We start from the raw sequence: 16,488 nt of genomic DNA on the forward strand, positions 1-16,488 counted from the left end.
TTCCGAGGGGGGAATCGCCCTGTATATAGAAGCATAATGCCACAGGATAAAGGGGTTTCGGCATGGGCATTGCCCGCGTGGTTGCGGCCGTCCTGGCGCTGCTGGTGGCCGCCGGCGGGCCGGCACGGGCCGATGTGCCCGGGCGGTTCGACTATTACGTGCTGGCGCTGAGCTGGTCGCCGGGCTGGTGCGCGCTCGAGGGCGATGCCCGCCGCGCGCCGGAATGTGCCGCCGGGGCGGGGCGCGGCCTCAGCCTGCACGGGCTCTGGCCGCAATACGAGCGCGGCTGGCCGCGCGACTGCCGCGCCGCGGTGCCCGACGCAACCCGCGCCCAGACCGCCGCCATGGCCGATATCATGGGCTCCGCCGGGCTCGCCTGGCACGAGTGGAAGGCGCATGGCCGCTGCAGCGGCCTGACCGCGCAGGCCTATTTCGACCTCTCGCGCCGCGCTTACGAGGCCATCCGTGCCCCCGCGGCGCTGGCCGGGGCGGGGGGCGAGGCGCTCTCGCCCGCCCGGGTGGAGGCGCTGATGCTCGCGGCGAATCCCGCCCTCGGGCCCGATGGCGTCACCGTGCGCTGTCGCTCCGGGCGCCTCACCGAGCTGCGTATCTGCCTCACCCGCGCACTCGAGCCGCGAAACTGTGCCGCAGATACACGGCAGGATTGCAATCTCGAGACGATTGACATCGAACCGTTGCGTTGATCAACCTTTAGCTTAGTTGTTGGTTAACCTTTTCTTGTTTCAATTTTACCTGATTGGCTCCACAGTAAGAGTCTAGACGCAGGTCCAAGTCTTGGGGGTTTTGGATTTGACCACTGACGCCGATACCCGCGTGGAAAACACCGTGAGCGACGCCGCGATGCGGCGGCTCACGCTCACGCGCATGTTGATCTGGGCAGCACGGGAAGCCCGCGAGATCGAATGCGTGTCTTCCGCCGAACACCTCGACCGGGCCCTGGGCTCGATCGCCGACTGTATCAGGGACGGATCCTCGCTGCGCCGTTACTGAGCCGGCTGAACCGCCCTTTCGCGCCGCCGAGCGGCGCCCTGGGGCATGTCCGGGTGCTGCGCACCCGCCCCGGCGGAGGCTCCGCCCCCCGCGCGGCGGGGGGAAGAGCGCGCCGGATGCGCCTCACCCGAGGGTGAGGACGATCTTGCCGACATGGCCCGAGCCTTCCATGCGCGCATGCGCCTCGGCCGCCTGCTCCAGCGGGAAGCTGTGGTCCATCACCGGGGCGATGCGGCCCGAGGCGAGCAGCGGCCACACCCGCGCGCGCAGGCTGGCGGCGATCTCCGCCTTCGCCTCCACGCTGCGCGGCCGCAGGGTGGAGCCGGTGATGGTGAGGCGGCGCATCATCACCTGGGCGAAGTTCAGCTCCACCTTCGGGCCGGAGAGGAAGGCGATCTGCACCAGCCGGCCGTCATCGGCGAGCAGCTTCACGTTGCGCGGCAGGTAGTCGCCGCCCACCATGTCGAGGATGAGGTCGACCCCGCGGCCGCCGGTGGCCTCGCGCAGCACCTCCACGTAATCCGCCTCGCGGTAGTTCACCGCGATCTCGGCGCCGAGGTCGCGGCAGGCGGCGCATTTCTCCGCCGAGCCGGCGGTGGTGAACACCCGCGCGCCGAGCGCCGAGGCGAGCTGGATCGCCGTGGTGCCGATGCCCGAGGAGCCGCCGTGCACGAGGAAGCTCTCGCCCGCCTTCAGCCCGCCGCGCTCGACCATGTTGGTCCAGACGGTGAAGAAGGTCTCGCACAGCGCCGCGGCCTGTTCCCAGGTGTAGCCCTCGGGCACCGGCAGGGCGTGGGCGGCGGGGGTGACCGCGTATTCCGCGTAGCCGCCGCCGGGCAGCAGGGCGCAGACCGCATCCCCCACTCCGACCCCGCTCACGCCGGGGCCGATGGCTGCCACCTCGCCGGCGCATTCCAGGCCCGGCAGGTCGGAGGCGCCGGGGGGCGGGGCGTAGCTGCCGGCGCGCTGCAGGCAGTCGGGCCGGTTCACCCCCGCCGCCTTCACCCGGATCAGGATCTCGCCATGGCCGGGCACGGGCACCGGCCGGGTGACGGGCCTGAGCACCTCCGGCCCGCCGGGGGCGGAGATCTCGATGGCGGTCATGTTCTCGGGCATGGTTCCGGGCAGGCTCATTCGGCAGCACTCCGCGTGGCGTGGGCATAGTCCCAGTAGAGCGCGCGGGCGCGGCGGGCCACCGGGCCGTGGCCGAGCGGGCGCTCCTGGAAGCGGGTCACCGGCAGCAGCTTGTTGGCGTTGCCGGTGAGGAAGATCTCGTCCGCCGCCTCGAAATCGGCAACCGTCATCGACACTTCGTGAACGCTCACGCCGTCGGCGCGCAGCAGGGCGATGATGCGCTGGCGGGTGATGCCGTTGAGGAAGGTGCCGTTGGGCACCGGGGTGAACACCTCGCCGTCCTTCACCGCGAAGACGTTGGTGGAGGCGGTCTCGGCCACGTGGCCCTCGAAATCCATCGACAGGGCGTTGTGGAAGCCGCGCATCTGCGCCTCGCGCAGGATGCGGCCGTTGTTGGCGTATAGCCCGCCGGCCTTGGCCTCGGTCATCGCCGCCAGCGGGTGGGGGCGCAGGAAGGGCGAGACGGTGAGGCTCATGCCCGCCTCGGGGTCGGCCAGCGGCAGGTCCTCGAGGCAGAGCGCGAAGACGGTGCTCGCCGGGTCGGGCGCGATCATCCCCGGCAGCGCCCCGCGCGACCACATCATCGGCCGGATGTAGACCGGCATATCGGCTGCGTAGGCGGCGAGCCCCTCGAGCGCGATGGCCGCGATCTCGGGCGCGGTGAGCGGCGCCTCCAGCCCCATCACCGAGGCCGAGCGCAGCACGCGCTCGCAGTGCAGGTCGAGGTCGGGGGTCACTCCCTCGAAGGCCCGGGCGCCGTCGAAGACGAGCGTGCCCTGCCAGGTGCCGTGATCGGCAGCGCCCATGACGGGCAGGTTGCCCTCATGCCACTTGCCGTCGAAATAGGTGCGGATCTTCGTGCCGAATGCCATGCGTGTCTCCCTGAACCGGGCGGAGCCTAGACCGGTTGCGGGGCGGATGCAAAGCCCGCCCGCCCCGGCATCGGTCGCGCCACCACCACCGACAGCCGGGCGGTGATGCCCTGCGCGCCGTGCTCCAGCTCCGCCGTCACCGCATCGCCGAGGGCGGGGCGCAGCGGGTCGGAGGCGTTGAACGTGTCGCGCCGCGCCGCCCGGGCCGCGTAGGGCTGCTGGCCGGCATAGATCGTCTCGCTCACCGCGTCGGGGAAGAAGAGCTGCGAGGTGAGGGCGCAGGCGCCGCCGAGGAACACCTTGTAGTGCACATGCGTGGTGCGCCCGCGCGACCAGCCGGGGTAGATGGTGCGGAAGCGCACGAGGCCCTGCGCATCGGCAAAGCCGGTGCCGCGCAGGAAGGTGGCGGGCCCGCCGTCGGCCCCGGAATAGCCGCCCGTGGCGTCGCAGTGCCAGACATCGGTGCGCGCGCCGGCGAGCGGGGCGCAGCCGGTGTCGCGCAGCTCGAGCACGAGGGTGAGCGGCAGGCCGGCGCGGCCCTCGGTGATGTCCTCGCGCACCAGCCGGGCGTCGGAGTAGAACGGCCCTTCCGGGGTCTGCGGGGTGGGGCGGCAGGCCGGGCCGGTGTCAGCGGCCCGGGCCGGGCGCAGGAGGCCGGTCACCGGCGTGAGGGCGAGCCCGGCCAGCAGGGCGCGCCGCGAGAGGTCGGTCATGTCTTGTCTCCGAAAGGGGCGGCGGGCGCGCGGGGCGCCCGGAGGGCGAAACGGGGCCGGGGGGGAATTCCGTCACCCCCGCGTTGCGTTTCGCCGCGCTGCGCTCTATCTAGCGCCGCATGGGCCAAGAACAGGGGCACGCGCGCATGAACTGGATCTCGAACTACGTCAAGCCGACGATCAACTCGCTGTTCTCCCGCCGCGAGGTGCCGGAGAACCTCTGGCGCAAGTGCGACGAGTGCGGCACCATGCTGTTCCACCGCGAGCTCACCGACGCGCTCATGGTCTGCCCCTCCTGCCAGCACCACATGGCGATCAGCCCGCGCGCCCGCTTCGAGGCGCTGTTCGACGGCGGCGCCTTCGTGACCGTTCCGGTGCCCGAGCCGCTGGCCGACCCGCTGGGCTTTCGTGACCAGAAGCGCTACGGCGAGCGCATGCGCGAGGCCCGCCGCAAGACCGGCGAGCACGAGGCGATGCTGGTGGGCGAGGGCACCATCGGCCAGGCCGAGGTGGTCTGCGCCGCGCAGGACTTCTCCTTCATGGGCGGCTCGATGGGCATGGCGGTGGGCAATGCCATCATCGCCGCCGCCGAGCGCGCGGTGGCCAAGCACTGCCCGCTGATCCTCTTCGCCGCCGCCGGCGGCGCGCGCATGCAGGAGGGCATCCTCTCGCTCATGCAGATGCCGCGCACCACCGTGGCGGTGCAGATGCTGCGCGAGGCCGGGCTGCCCTACATCACCGTGCTCACCCATCCCACCACCGGGGGCGTGACCGCCTCCTACGCCATGCTGGGCGACGTGCAGATCGCCGAGCCGAACGCGCTGATCTGCTTCGCCGGCCCGCGGGTGATCGCCCAGACCATCCGCGAGACCCTGCCCGAGGGCTTCCAGCGCGCCGAGTACCTGCTCGACCACGGCATGCTCGACATGGTGGTGCACCGCCGCGACATGCGCGACGAGCTCGCCACCCTGATCCGCATGCTCATGAGCCTGCCGCCGCGCAGCCACGGCGACCTGCCGGCCCCCGAGGCCGCCGCCCCCGCACCGCTGCCCGAGCCCGCGCCCGAGCCGGCCCCGGCCGCGAAGGCCCCCGCCGCGAAGGCCGAGGCCCAGCCGCCGCGCGGCTGAGGCCCCCCTCCCTCTCCGCCGGAGCGCCGCCCGTGACCGTTTCCGAGATCCTCCCGGGTGCCGCGGCCGGCCCCGCGCCCGCGCCGAGCGACGCCATCCTCGCGCGGATGATGGCGCTGCACCCCAAGATCATCGACCTCACGCTCGACCGGGTGCACCGGCTGCTCGCGGCCCTGGGCCACCCGGAGCGGGCGCTGCCCTCGGTGATCCATGTGGCGGGCACCAACGGCAAGGGCTCGACCCAGGCGATGATCCGCGCCGGGCTCGAGGCCGCGGGCGACCGCGTGCATGCCTACACCTCGCCGCATCTCGTGCGCTTCCACGAGCGCATCCGGCTCGGCGGCGCGCTGATCGCCGAGTCCGCGCTGGAGGAGCTGCTGGCGCGCTGCGAGGCGGCGAACGGCGGCGCGCCGATCACCTATTTCGAGATCACCACCTGCGCCGCCCTGCTCGGCTTTGCCGAGGCGCCGGCGGAATGGACCCTGCTCGAGGTCGGCCTCGGCGGCAGGCTCGATGCCACGAACGTGATCGAGCGCCCGGCGCTCACCGTCATCACTCCCGTCGATCTCGACCACCAGCAGTACCTGGGCGAGACGCTGGAGGAGATCGCCGGCGAGAAGGCCGGCATCCTCAAGCGCGGCGTGCCCTGCATCGTCGGCCCCCAGCATGACGCGGCGCGCGACGTGATCGAGGCCCGGGCCGCCCGCGTCGGCGCGCCCCTGTTCGTGCACGGGCAGGACTGGATGGTGCGCACCGAGCATGGCCGGCTGGTCTACGAGGATGATGCCGGGCTGCTCGACCTGCCGATGCCGCGGCTCATCGGCGCCCACCAGCTGGGCAATGCCGGCATGGCCATCGCCGCGTTGCGCCGGCTCGGCCGGGGCGACGCCGAGGCCGCCGTGACCGGGCCCGAGTGGCCGGCGCGCATGCAGCGCCTGCGCCACGGCCCGCTCACCGACACCGGCGCGGAGATCTGGCTCGACGGCGGGCACAATCCCGCGGCGGGCGAGGCGCTGGCCGCCGTGCTCGCCGCCCTGCCGGCGCGCCCCACCCACGCCATCTGCGGCATGCTCAACACCAAGGACATCGGCGGCTTCCTGCGCCCGCTCGCACCCCACCTGCAGGGGCTGCGGGCCGTCTCCATCCCCGAGGCGGCCGCGACCCTGCCCGCCGACATCACCGCCGCCGCCGCTCGCGCCGAGGGCATCGACGCCCGCGAGGCAGCCTCGGTGGGCGAGGCGCTGGCCGATATCCTCGCGGAAACGCCGGGCGCGCGCGTGCTGATCTGCGGCTCGCTCTACCTCGCCGGCGTGGTGCTGCGCGACTATTCCTGAGCCTCCCGCACGCCGACATCCGGCGAAGGCGGCCCGCAGCGCGCAACCCTCCCGTTCCCCGGCGGTCGGCCTGCCTGCCCGCAGTGCTGCAAACGCCGGGCCTGCCGCTGCCTGTGCCCGCTCATGGCGCGGAACATCCGGTTGCGGAAGTCAGCACCCGTGGGCCGATCCGCAACGGGCCCATGCGCCCGCGGCCTCCGGCTCCGGCCGCGGGCCGGGCAATGCGGATCCGGGCCGCCGCTTGCGCAGGTGCCCGGGTGCCGGGATCAGGGCGATCACCAACACTGTGCAGGCCTGTGCGACCGGCCTTCAGTCCCGTCGCGGCTTGAGCACCCCGGGTCCGGCCCCCGCGGGCGGGGTGGGCTGCGGTGCCGGGGGCCGCGGGTCGCGGAAGGCGGCGCAGGGTTCGAGGCCGAGGGCGTCGAGCGCCTGCGCGAGCGTGTCGCGCGGGGTTCCGGTGGCGGTGAGGCGGGTGACCGGGCAGCGCAGGGCGTCGGCCCAGGCCTCCTGCCGGGTGCGGCTGCGGGTCTCGAAACCGGCGGTCTCGTAGAGCGCCGCCCAGTCGAGGAAGGCGCGGGTGGCCTCGGGGCTGCTGGTGGCGCGCTGTGCCTCGCGCGCCTCCAGCCGCGGCAGGCGCAGGGCGTCGGGGAGCGAGAGCAGGAAGGCGTGGTCGAACTGCGCCGCGATGCTGTCACCCCAGGGGTCGACCGCGCCGCTCAGCACCCAGGCCGGTCCGGGCAGGAACAGCGCCTGCATCAGCGCCAGCCGCTCGGGCACCGGGCGCTTGCGGCTGAAGCGCGGCGGCGCGGGGTCCCAGTAGAAGTCGTCGGTGTCGAAATGCGGCAGCGAGAGCGCGCAGGCCAGCAGCCGCCCCAGAGTGGTGGTGCCGGCGCCCGAGGCCCCGAAGACGAAGATGCGCCGCGTGGTCATGCCACCCCTCCCGTCTGCCGATATGCGAACGCCCCGGCCGCTGGGGCCGGGGCGCTCGGGGATCCGTCGCGCGGCCCGGGGGCCGCGGCAGGCGCTCAGATGGCGCTCTTGATCCAGTCGTTCAGGGTCGATTTCGGCGCGGCGCCGGCGCGGTTCGACACGATGGCGCCGTCCTTGAACATGAACAGGGCGGGGATGCCGCGCACGCCGAGCTTGGAGGGCGTGTTCGGGTTCTCGTCCACGTTCACCTTGGCGATCTTGATCTTGCCTTCATACTCGGTGGCAAGCTCCTCGAGCGCCGGGGCGATCATGCGGCAGGGGCCGCACCATTCGGCCCAGAAATCGACCAGCACGGGGACGTCGGAGTTGACGACCTCGGCATCGAAATTGGCGTCGGTAACCTTGACGGTAGCGGACATTGCAGCCTCCTGAGGAAAGATGTGTCGGTTCGACTGGCCACGGAAGGTAGGGAGTTGGTGGGGCAGGGTCAAGATGTAGGGCACGCCCGCGTGAGCGCCTGCAACACGAGTGCGCGAGGCAGCCGCATCAGCCGCGGCGCCGCGGTCCAGAGCAGGGCGGTCTCCACCCGCCGGCCGGGCCAGACCAGCTCCAGCGCCGCCTGGTAGGCGCCCATCTGGCGCAGCAGCGCCTCGGGCACGGCCTCCGGGGTGCCGGGCAGCACGCGGTTGGACTTGAAGTCGACCGCGAGCACCCGGTCCTCGCGCACCACCAGCCGGTCGAGCCGGCCGGCGATGCGCGCGCCGCCGAGCGCGGGCAGCTCGGCCGCCACGCCCGCCTCGGCCAGCGCGTCGGGGCCGAAGACCTCCGCCGCCTCGGGCATCTCCAGCACCGCCAGCGCCTCGGCGAGCAGGGCGGGGTCGGCCTCCGGGCCGAGCAGCCGGGCCGCGGCGGGGGCACGGGCCGCCGGCGGCAGGGCCGGCAGGTGCTCGAGCAAGAGGTGCAGGGCGGTGCCGCGCGCCAGCGCCGCGGCCTCCTCCTCGCCCGCCTCGCCGGGCAGGGCATGCGCGCCGCCAAGGGCCGAGGGGGCGAGCACCGGCGCCTCGGGGGCGGCCGGAGCCGGCGGGGCGGAGAGCCAGCCGGGCAGCAGCGCCGGGGCGGCGGATTTCACCTCCAGTTCGAGCTCGGGCAGGTCGGCCCCGGCCTGGTTCCCGGCCGGTGAGCCGTGCGGCGTGAGGGGCGGCGTGTCAGGCGAAACGGGCCCGGTGGCCGGGGTGCCGGGTGGCGGTGTCTCCGCCGTCCCGCTGCCCGGTCCGCCGCCCTCGGCCTCCTCCAGCGGGGCGAAGACGCGCATCTCGCCCTCCAGCCCCTCGGGCGCGGGGGCGGAGCGGGCGCCCGCGCGGTCCATCCCCTGGGCGACGAGGTGGTACCAGCCGTTTTCCCAGTCCGTCATGCCGCCCGCGCCGCAGACCACGAGCAGGCTCTCGGCCCGGGTGAGGGCGACGTAGAGCAGCCGGCGGCGCTCTTCCGCCTCGGCGGTCTTCTCCTCGTCGCGGGTGTCGAGCACGGCGCGCGGGGCGCTCGCCTTCGCCGTGGCCCAGAGGCCGGTGCCCTCGCGCGCGATCACGTCGCCGCGCGGGCGGATGCGGCGCGGGGCGGTGTCGGGCAGGATGACCACCGGGGCCTCGAGCCCCTTGGAGCCGTGCACGGTCATCACCCGCACCTGGTCGGCCTCCGCGTCCATCTCGCGCTTCACGGTGATCGCGTCGGCGTCGATCCAGCGCAGGAAGCCGGGCAGGCTGGGCACCTCGGCCTGCTCGTAGGCCAGCGCCTGGGCGAGCAGCTCGTCGACCGCGTCCTCCACCTCGGGGCCGAGCCGGGCCAGCAGGCGGGCGCGGCCGCCGTGGCGGGTGAGCAGCCGCTCCAGCAGCTCGAAGGGGCGCAGGTAGTCGGCGTTGTCGCGCAGGTCGGTGAGCAGGGCGACGGCCGCCTCGTGCCCGCCCTTGCGCAGCGCCTGCCACAGGGTTCCGCCGTCACGCGCGCGGGAGAGGGCGAAGAGCCCCTCCTCGCTCAGCCCGAAGAGCGGCGAGCGCAGGGCGGCGGCGAGGGAGAGTTCGTCCTCCGGCGTCACCACGAAGCGCAGCACCGCCAGCAGGTCGCGCACCGCGAGCTCGGCGCCGATCACCATGCGGTCCTCGCCGGCCACCGGCACGCCGAGCGCCTTCAGCTCGCGGATCAGCGCGCGGGCCAGCAGGTCGCGCCGCTGCACGAGGATGAGGATGTCGCCGGCGCGCATCGCCCGCCCCGCGCCGGGCACCGGCCGGCCGGTGGCGAGCCAGGTGTCGATCTCGCGCGCCAGCGTGGCGGCGAGCTGCAGCTTCGGGTCGTTGCGGGCCGGCTGGTCGAGCGGCTCCCACCACTCGGGCTGCTCGGCCTTGTCGGGCGCGGGCAGGAAGGGCCAGAGCTCCACGCGCCCGGGCTTCGCGGCGTGGAAGGCGATGTGGGAGATCCGCTCGCCCGCCCGCGCCAGCCCCTGCGCCGCCTCGCCGGCAAACACGTGGTCGACCAGCTCCAGGATCGCCGGGGCGGAGCGGAAGGAATGCAGCAGCGCGCCTTCGGCCAGCGCCGAGCCCAGCTCTGCCAGCCGGGCGCCGAACCAGTCGCGCTTCGCGCCGAAGGCCCGCGGCTCGGCGCCCTGGAAGGAGTAGATCGACTGTTTCTGGTCGCCCACCACGAAGAGGGTGCGCGCCGTCTCCCGTGCGCCGAGGCCGGAGAGGAACTCCTCGGTGAGGGCGGTGATCACGTCCCATTGCGCGGGGCTGGTGTCCTGCGCCTCGTCGACGAGGATGTGGTCGATGCCGCCGTCGAGCCGGTAGAGCGCCCAGGCCGCCATCGAGGAGCGGGTGAGCAGGGCGCGGCTGCGCTGCACGAGATCGTCGAAATCGAGCATGCCGAGGGCCGCCTTGCGCGCCTCGTAGGCGCCGAGGAAGGCGGTGGCGAAACGGTGCAGCTTCAGGCTGCGCTCCAGCGTGGCCAGCGCCAGGCGCTCCTCGCGCACCGCCTCCACGCAGGCCTGCAGGGCGAGGAGCGTGTCCGGCATCTCCGGGTCCGCCTCGCGGGTCTTCTTGGTGGTGAGCGAGCTTGCCGCCAGCGCCCCGCCGTCCTTCTTCAGGAAGGCGGCTTCGAGCCCGGCGAGGGCTGCCTCCGCCGCGCCCGGCTGGTTGGTGCCCAGCGCCTTGCCGGCGGCGCGCAGGGCGGCGGCGAGGGCCTGCTCCTTCTTGCCCGCGCCGATCATCAGCGTGGTGGCAATGTCCTCGAGGTCCTGCGGGCGCAGCCCGTCCACCGCCGCGGTGAGCCGCTCGGGCGCCGGGCGCTCGGCGGTCAGGCCCAGCGCCCGGGCCAGCGCGGGGCGCGAGACCTCGCCGGCGAAGGCCGCGCGGTGGTGGAGCACGGCCGAGACCATGCCGGAGAGCCCGTCCTCGGTGAGCAGGGCGGCCATCTCGTCGAAGGCGGGGTCCTCGCCGCGCTCGGCGGCGAGGGCGAGGGTGTCGCGCACCTCCTCCAGCAGCCGGGTGGCGGAGCGATCGTCGAGCACGCGGAACCCGGGCGAGACGCCGGCCTCGAGCGGGAAGCGGCGCAGGAGCGTGTCGCAGAAGGCGTGGATGGTCTGGATCTTCAGCCCGCCGGGCGTCTCCAGCGCCTGGGCGAAGAGCCGCCGCGCGGTGGCGAGGCGCTGCGGCGAGGCCTCGAGCGGCGCCACCTGCAGCTCCTGCAGCGCGGCGTGCAGGGCGTCGTCCTCCATCATCGCCCAGGCACCCAGCCGGCGGAACAGGCGCGACTGCATCTCCGCCGCCGCGGCGCGGGTGTAGGTGAGGCAGAGGATCTTCGCCGGCGGCGTGCCGGCCAGCAGCAGCCGGGCCACCCGGTCGGTCAGCACCCGGGTCTTGCCCGAGCCCGCGTTCGCCGCCACCCAGGTGGAGGCCAGCGGCTCGGAGGCGGCGATCTGGGCGCGGGTCGCGTCGGATATGCCGGTCATTCGGCGTCCTCCCCGTCATCCCACTCGCCCTTGCGCGAGAGATGGTCGTAATCGCTGCCGTAGCTGAGGAAATCCGGGCGCAGCCGGGCGGTGTAGGGCGTGTCGGGGTCGTCGAACCGGGCCATCATCTCCACGAAGCGCTGCCAGTCCTCGGCAAGCTCACCGGGGCCGAGCACCACCTGCTCCACCTTGCCCTCGGTGCCGCTGGCCGGCAGGCCGATGTAGACCAGCTCGGAGACCTCGGCGCGCGGGATGCCGGAAAAGCCCCCCGCCCGGGCAATCGCCGCCTCCAGCCAGAGCTGCCGGGCATAGGCGCGCATCTGCGGCTTGGTGGGCGGGCTGCCGGTCTTGTAGTCGAGAATGGCGATGGTGCCGTCGGTGAGCCGGTCCAGCCGGTCGGCCTTGGCCTTGAGCGTGAAGGGGCCGGCGGGCAGCTCGAAGGTGAGCACGCCGCGCCCTTCCTGCCGCAGCGGCCGGCCTAGCTCACGCCGCGCCGCCTCCTGCTCGAGGAACCAGTCAGCCCCGCGGGCCATGCGGCCGCGCCAGAGCCGGCGCTGGGCGGGCCAGGGGGTCTCGGCGTCGATCTCCTCGGCCACGATGCGCTCGAACAGGGCGCGGGGCGCCTCGGGCAACCCGTCCTCGGTCTCGGCCACGAAGCGCTCCATCACCGCGTGCAGCACCTGGCCGCGGTCGCGCGCATCGGGCGGGCGGCCCAGCGGGTCGAGCGCGCGCAGGCCCAGCACGTGGCGGGCGTAGATGGCATAGGGGTCGCGGATCAGCGTCTCGATCTGGGTGACCGAGAGGGCGCGCGGCCGGGCCTCCACCGGCGGGCGCGGGGCGGGGCGCGGCTCGGGCTTCACCCCGGCCGCCGGGCGGTCGAGCCGGCGGGCGAGGGCGCGCCAGCGGTCGCCGCGCGCGGTCATCGCCTTCAGCGCCGCCACGCCCTCCGTGCCGCTGCCCTCCAGCAGGTTGGTGAGGCGGATGAGCCAGCGCGAGGCGATGGTGGGCGTGCCCTCCACCCGTTTCGCGCGCGAAAGGATCACCTCGCCGGCGCTCGCCCCGGTCTGGAAGTCATGGGCGGAGAGGCCCACCTGCCGCTCGGGCAGCGGCAGGCCGAGGGCGGCGCGCATCGGGCGCGACAGCCAGGGGTCGGCGCCGGGCAGCTTGGGCCAGGTGCCGTCGTTGAGCCCGGCGAGGATCAGCCTGTCGGCCACCTGCATCCGCGCCTCCAGCGCGCCGAGGATCATCACCCGCCGGTCCGGCGCCGTGCCGGGGTCGGAGGGGGGCACGTTCTCGGCCTGCATCAGCTCGTCCATCAGCCGGGCAAGGTCGGTGGCGCCGAGGCTGGCGCCCACCCGGTCCTGCTCCTCCAGCCGGGCGAAGAGCCGCTCCGCCGCCTCGCCGTCGGACAGCGCCCAGAGCCGCGCGGCCTCGGCCGGCCCGCCGCCCACCCCGGCGCAGAGCGCCTCGGCCGCGGCGCGCAGGGTGGCGGCGCGGCGGGTGAGCTCGGCCGGGCCCGGCGCGGTGAGCGGGGCGAGGGCGCCTGCCAGCCAGGCCGCCCAGGCGAGCAGCGCCTCCGGCCCGCCGGTGACCGGCCGGCCGGAGCGCTCGGCCTTCCCCAGCCGCCGCTCGGCCCAGGCGGTGAGCCAGTCGGGCGTCACCTCGGGCACCGCCTCGTCGCGCAGGTCGCGCTCCAGGGTGGAGACGGTGAGCATGTGGTCGCGCCGGATGCTGCCGGCGCCGCCGGCGAGCGGATGTTTCAGCAGCGCGATCAGCGCGTCGGGCGCTGCCGGGCGCCCGGCGATGCGGGCTGCGAGCCGCAGGAAGATGCCCGGCGCGGTGAGCGAGAGCGGCCGGCCGGCGGTGTCATCGGGGCGGATGTCCCAGCGGGCGAGGGCCGCGGTCACCTGCCGGGCCAGCACGCGGTCGGGTGTCACCAGCGCCACGCGGGCGCCGGGGCGCTCCAGCGTCTCGCGCATCGCCAGCGCGATGGAAAGCGCCTCCTCCCGCGCGGTGTCGGCCTCGATCAGGCTCAGGGATGCGGTCGCGGCGGCGGCCTCGGCGGCCACGCGGGGCACCGCGTCGCGCCAGGCATCGGTCACCGGGGCGGGGCGCAGGGCGAGGCTCACCAGCCGCGCGCGCTCCGGATCGGGGGCGCTGCCGTGCCAGCTTTCCAGCCGCTCGGGGTCGAGCCCCAAGGCGGTGAGGAGCCGGCCGAGGCTCGCCTGCGGGTGGTCAGGGGGCAGCTCGGCCCAGACCGGGCCGGGGAGATGCGCGTCGAAGCCCGGCAGCACCAGCGCGCCCTGCGGCAGGCGGGCGACGGCCTGCATCAGCTCGGCCGTGGCCGCCCGGCTGCCGGTGGAGCCCGCCACGATCACCGGGTGCTGCGGCGGCTCGGCGGCCCAGCGGGCGGCGAGCCCCTCCACCGCGGCGCGCTGGCGCGCCTCGGGGTCGAGCGCGCCCGCCTCGCCCTCCTCCAGCATGGCGGGCCAGGCGCGGGCCACAATGCGCAGGAAGGCGAGCGTGGTCTGCCAGTGGGCGGAATGGTCCTCCACGTCGAGGCCTTCCAGCCGGTCGGGCGGCACGGCCCAGCCCTGCATCTCGTCGAGCAGCTCCGCGAGGCTGGAGGCGAGGTCGAAGCGCGCCGAGACCGGGGCGAAGCTGCCGGTGCTCTCGAGAAAGGCGCGCACCAGCTCGGAGAGGCGCAGCATGCGGCGCAGCCGGTCGACCGCGGGCGGCAGCTCGGGCGCTTCCGGCCGGGCGGCGATGTCGGAGAGCAGCACCACGCGGGGCAGCAGGCCGGGCGCCAGTGCCCGGGCGAGTGCGGCGGTGAGGCTCTGGGCCGCGCGGCTGGCGTTCACGATGATCTCGACGCGCCCCAGCGCCTCGGGCGGCAGGCCTTGCGCGCGCGCCTTCAGCCCGGCGGCGAAGGCGGCCGGGAAATCCACCCCCGGGGGGAGGGAAAACACGCGCGGGGCCGGGCCGGTGAACAGCATCACGCCCCCCCGAGCGTGCGCTCGGCGAGGGCGAGCCCCTCCGGCGTGCCGACGTCGATCCACCCGCCCGGGCCGGGGGCGCCGAAGAGCCGGCCCTCGTCGAGCAGCCGGTCCCACAGCAGGTTGAGCGAGAAGGCGCCCGCGGGCAGGGCGGCGAGCGGGCCGGTGAGCAGGAGCTGCGCGCCGGTGAAGACGTAGGGCGCCGTGGCGGCGGCGCCGCGGCGGCGCAGGCGGCCGTCGGGCTCGAGGAAGAAATCGCCAGGGCGGGTGTAGCCGATGGCGGCCTCGCGCGGCACGAGGTGCAGGAGCGCGCCCACCTGCGGCCCCCAGGCGGCGCGCAGGGTGGCGACGGGGTCTTCCCCGGTCCAGATCGCATCGGAATTGAGGGTGAGCACCGGGCCCGCGCCGGGGCGCAGCAGCGGCAGGGCAGCGCGCAGGCCGCCGCCGGTGTCGAGGATCCCGGGTTGCTCCTCGGAGAAGGCGATCTCGGGCGCGGTGCGCCCGGCGAGATGGTCGCGGATCTGGGCGCCGCGGTAATGCAGGTTCACCACGGCGCGGGGGCAGCCGGCGGCCTCGGCCCGGTCGAGCGCGCGGTCGAGCAGGCTGCGCCCGGCCACCTCCAGCAGCGGCTTCGGGCGATCGGCGGTGAGCGCGCCCATCCGGGTGCCGAACCCGGCGGCGAAGACCATCACCGGCTCAGCCACGGGCGGCCTCGATGCGGGCCAGCTGCGCGGGCTCCGGCGGCGGCACATGGGCGGCCACGAACCGGCCCAGCCCGGCCAGCGCCGGGTGCTCGAGGTCGCGCATCAGGTGGGCCCAGACCCGGGGGATGAGGCGCAGGTAGCCCGGCTTGCCGTCGCGCCGGCAGAGCCGGGCGAAGATGCCGACGATCTTGAGGTTGCGCTGGGCGCCGAGGGCGGCGTAGGCGGCGCGGAAGGCCTCCGGATCGGCCGGGGCGGCGCGCGCGATGTAGCGGGCGAGCATGGCCTCGCGCAGGGCCGGGCTGGTGTCGCGCCGGGCGTCCTCGAGCAGCGAGACGAGGTCGTAGGCGGCATGGCCGCGCAGGGCGTCCTGGTAGTCGAGCAGGCCCACGGCGGCGCTGCCCGGGCGGCCGGGCAGCCAGAGCAGGTTCTCGGCGTGGTAGTCGCGCAGCACCAGGCAGTCGCGCGCGCCGGCGACGGGCGCGCAGGCGGCGTCCACCAGTGCTGCGTATTCCGCCGCGAGATCGGCCGAGACCGGGCCGGGCAGGTACCAGCCGGTCACGAGCTCCGCCTCGCGCCGCAGGGTGGCGGCATCGTAGGGGGCGACCTCGAAGGTCTCGCCGGCCGCGGGCAGGGCGAGGGGCGGTGTCTCGCGGTGCAGGTCGGCGAGCAGGTCGACGGCGCGGGCGTAGAGCGGCGCCTCCTGCGCGGGCTCGGCGGCGCAGACCCGGGCATAGAGGTCGTCGCCCAGGTCCTCGATCAGCAGCAGCCCGTCATCGGCGGCCTCGGCCAGGATTTCCGGCGCGCTGAAGCCGGCGCTGCGCAGCCAGAGCGTGAGGGCGAGGAAGGGGCGCACGTCCTCGCCGCGCTCGCGCGGGGCGTCCATCAGCATGGCGGAGCGGCAATCCGGCGCGGTGAGGCGCTCGTAGGCGCGGGCCGAGGCGTCGGAGGCAAGCGGGCGGCGCGTGGCCTCGCCCCAGCCGGCGCGGGCGAGGAATTCGGTCTTCAGGCTCTCGCGGCTCATGCCTCCAGCGCTCCGAACAGGGGGTCCCAGCCGGGGCCGGTGGCGGTGAGGCGGGCGCGGCGGCCCTCGCCTTCGTCGGCGAGGCTGATGGTGAGGGCGCGGGCCGGGCGCAGGCTGCCCAGCCGCTCGGGCCATTCGATCAGGCAGATCGCCTCCTCCAGCGCCTCGTCGAGGCCGAGCTCGATCAGCTCGTCGGCATGGCCGAGCCGGTAGAGGTCGCAGTGCCAGAGGGCGGCGGCCTCGGTGTCATAGACCTGGACGAGGGTGAAGGTGGGGCTGGGAATGTCCTCCGCGCGGCCCTCCGCGGCGAGGCGGCTGCGGATGACGGCGCGGGCGAGGCTGGATTTCCCGGCGCCCAGCGTGCCGTCGAGGAGCAGCGTGTCGCCGGGGGCGAGCCGGGCGGCGAGGGCTGCGCCGAGCGCATCGGTCGCCGCCGCGTCGGGGAGGAACAGGGAGAGTTCGCGCATGACCGTCCGAGGCAAGTTCGAGTGCTCCAACCCCTAGACGAAATCGCCGCGGGGGGGAAGCGCCGCCGCCCCGGCCACCGCGGTCCCGCCCGCGACGGCGCGCGACGGGAAAGGCCGCGATGCCGGCCCCGGAGCGCCGCCGCGGGCCGGCGCGCGTGCCCAGGCTCTCGTGCCGCGGTCAGCCG

The 16,488-nt window shown here is 74.8% G+C and carries 14 protein-coding genes; 4 read left to right on the top strand and 10 right to left on the bottom strand.

Features of this window, described 5'->3' with window-relative positions:
* Window positions 1–62 precede the first annotated feature (62 nt).
* Both D3P35_RS03825 and D3P35_RS03830 read left to right on the top strand, forming a co-directional pair.
* Window positions 63–704, top strand: coding sequence for a ribonuclease T2 (locus tag D3P35_RS03825; RefSeq protein ID WP_118133119.1), 642 nt, complete (start codon window positions 63–65; stop codon window positions 702–704).
* A gap of 106 nt (window positions 705–810) precedes the next feature.
* Window positions 811–1,011, top strand: a complete 201-nt coding sequence (locus D3P35_RS03830; protein WP_157982023.1) for a hypothetical protein — start codon at window positions 811–813, stop codon at window positions 1,009–1,011.
* A gap of 123 nt (window positions 1,012–1,134) precedes the next feature.
* Here D3P35_RS03830 and D3P35_RS03835 read toward each other — a convergent pair whose 3' ends face one another.
* Genes D3P35_RS03835 through D3P35_RS03845 form a run of 3 tightly spaced genes read right to left on the bottom strand, consistent with a single transcriptional unit; the run spans window position 1,135 to window position 3,730 of the window.
* Window positions 1,135–2,127, bottom strand: a complete 993-nt coding sequence (locus tag D3P35_RS03835) for an NAD(P)H-quinone oxidoreductase (RefSeq protein ID WP_118133160.1) — start codon at window positions 2,125–2,127, stop codon at window positions 1,135–1,137.
* 14 nt (window positions 2,128–2,141) lie between these two features.
* Window positions 2,142–3,017 (bottom strand): branched-chain amino acid aminotransferase, encoded by an 876-nt coding sequence (locus D3P35_RS03840; RefSeq protein ID WP_118133121.1) that lies wholly within the window; start codon window positions 3,015–3,017, stop codon window positions 2,142–2,144.
* 26 nt (window positions 3,018–3,043) lie between these two features.
* The gene (locus D3P35_RS03845; RefSeq protein ID WP_118133122.1) at window positions 3,044–3,730 is read right to left on the bottom strand and encodes a protocatechuate dioxygenase; all 687 of its coding nucleotides are present in this window, start codon (window positions 3,728–3,730) and stop codon (window positions 3,044–3,046) included.
* A 146-nt stretch (window positions 3,731–3,876) separates the two neighbouring features.
* Here D3P35_RS03845 and accD point away from each other — a divergent pair, with 146 nt between their 5' ends.
* Both accD and D3P35_RS03855 read left to right on the top strand, forming a co-directional pair.
* A complete protein-coding gene (gene accD, locus D3P35_RS03850; RefSeq protein WP_118133123.1) occupies window positions 3,877–4,857 on the top strand; it encodes an acetyl-CoA carboxylase, carboxyltransferase subunit beta in 981 nt (326 codons plus the stop codon).
* 107 nt (window positions 4,858–4,964) lie between these two features.
* The gene (locus D3P35_RS03855) at window positions 4,965–6,191 is read left to right on the top strand and encodes a folylpolyglutamate synthase/dihydrofolate synthase family protein (RefSeq protein ID WP_118133161.1); all 1,227 of its coding nucleotides are present in this window, start codon (window positions 4,965–4,967) and stop codon (window positions 6,189–6,191) included.
* A 309-nt stretch (window positions 6,192–6,500) separates the two neighbouring features.
* On the opposite strand, the gene D3P35_RS03860 is transcribed toward D3P35_RS03855, so the two are convergent.
* The 7 genes from D3P35_RS03860 to tsaE form a co-directional block, all read right to left on the bottom strand.
* Window positions 6,501–7,121 (bottom strand): hypothetical protein, encoded by a 621-nt coding sequence (locus D3P35_RS03860; protein WP_118133124.1) that lies wholly within the window; start codon window positions 7,119–7,121, stop codon window positions 6,501–6,503.
* A 95-nt stretch (window positions 7,122–7,216) separates the two neighbouring features.
* The gene (trxA, locus tag D3P35_RS03865) at window positions 7,217–7,540 is read right to left on the bottom strand and encodes a thioredoxin (RefSeq protein ID WP_118133125.1); all 324 of its coding nucleotides are present in this window, start codon (window positions 7,538–7,540) and stop codon (window positions 7,217–7,219) included.
* 68 nt (window positions 7,541–7,608) lie between these two features.
* Window positions 7,609–11,115, bottom strand: a complete 3,507-nt coding sequence (addA, locus tag D3P35_RS03870) for a double-strand break repair helicase AddA (protein ID WP_118133126.1) — start codon at window positions 11,113–11,115, stop codon at window positions 7,609–7,611.
* The gene (gene addB, locus D3P35_RS03875; protein WP_157982024.1) at window positions 11,112–14,111 is read right to left on the bottom strand and encodes a double-strand break repair protein AddB; all 3,000 of its coding nucleotides are present in this window, start codon (window positions 14,109–14,111) and stop codon (window positions 11,112–11,114) included. The genes addA and addB overlap by 4 nt, the downstream gene beginning before the upstream one ends.
* On the bottom strand, window positions 14,111–14,815 hold the full coding sequence (locus D3P35_RS03880) for a nucleotidyltransferase family protein (RefSeq protein WP_118133128.1): 705 nt from the start codon (window positions 14,813–14,815) through the stop codon (window positions 14,111–14,113). The genes addB and D3P35_RS03880 overlap by 1 nt, the downstream gene beginning before the upstream one ends.
* Entirely contained in the window at window positions 14,808–15,836 is a 1,029-nt protein-coding gene (locus D3P35_RS03885; protein WP_118133129.1) for an aminoglycoside phosphotransferase family protein, read from the bottom strand. The genes D3P35_RS03880 and D3P35_RS03885 overlap by 8 nt, the downstream gene beginning before the upstream one ends.
* Window positions 15,833–16,303 carry a tRNA (adenosine(37)-N6)-threonylcarbamoyltransferase complex ATPase subunit type 1 TsaE gene (tsaE, locus tag D3P35_RS03890; protein WP_118133130.1) on the bottom strand — a complete coding sequence of 157 codons (471 nt, stop codon included), beginning with the start codon at window positions 16,301–16,303 and terminating at the stop codon, window positions 15,833–15,835. Before tsaE ends, D3P35_RS03885 begins: the two co-directional genes overlap by 4 nt.
* Window positions 16,304–16,488 lie beyond the last annotated feature (185 nt).

The organism is Oceanicella sp. SM1341, assembly GCF_003448965.1.
GTDB lineage: Bacteria > Pseudomonadota > Alphaproteobacteria > Rhodobacterales > Rhodobacteraceae > Paroceanicella.

Excerpts from the sequence above, each read along its gene's own strand:
- D3P35_RS03855 (WP_118133161.1), top strand. The coding sequence starts at position 4,965 with ATGATGGCGCTGCACCCCAAGATCATCGACCTCACGCTCGACCGGGTG.
- D3P35_RS03885 (WP_118133129.1), bottom strand. The coding sequence starts at position 15,836 with ATGAGCCGCGAGAGCCTGAAGACCGAATTCCTCGCCCGCGCCGGCTGG.
- D3P35_RS03860 (WP_118133124.1), bottom strand. The coding sequence starts at position 7,121 with ATGACCACGCGGCGCATCTTCGTCTTCGGGGCCTCGGGCGCCGGCACC.
- trxA (WP_118133125.1), bottom strand. The coding sequence starts at position 7,540 with ATGTCCGCTACCGTCAAGGTTACCGACGCCAATTTCGATGCCGAGGTC.
- tsaE (WP_118133130.1), bottom strand. The coding sequence starts at position 16,303 with ATGCGCGAACTCTCCCTGTTCCTCCCCGACGCGGCGGCGACCGATGCG.
- accD (WP_118133123.1), top strand. The coding sequence starts at position 3,877 with ATGAACTGGATCTCGAACTACGTCAAGCCGACGATCAACTCGCTGTTC.
- D3P35_RS03825 (WP_118133119.1), top strand. The coding sequence starts at position 63 with ATGGGCATTGCCCGCGTGGTTGCGGCCGTCCTGGCGCTGCTGGTGGCC.
- D3P35_RS03840 (WP_118133121.1), bottom strand. The coding sequence starts at position 3,017 with ATGGCATTCGGCACGAAGATCCGCACCTATTTCGACGGCAAGTGGCAT.
- D3P35_RS03845 (WP_118133122.1), bottom strand. The coding sequence starts at position 3,730 with ATGACCGACCTCTCGCGGCGCGCCCTGCTGGCCGGGCTCGCCCTCACG.
- D3P35_RS03835 (WP_118133160.1), bottom strand. The coding sequence starts at position 2,127 with ATGCCCGAGAACATGACCGCCATCGAGATCTCCGCCCCCGGCGGGCCG.
- addA (WP_118133126.1), bottom strand. The coding sequence starts at position 11,115 with ATGACCGGCATATCCGACGCGACCCGCGCCCAGATCGCCGCCTCCGAG.
- addB (WP_157982024.1), bottom strand. The coding sequence starts at position 14,111 with ATGCTGTTCACCGGCCCGGCCCCGCGCGTGTTTTCCCTCCCCCCGGGG.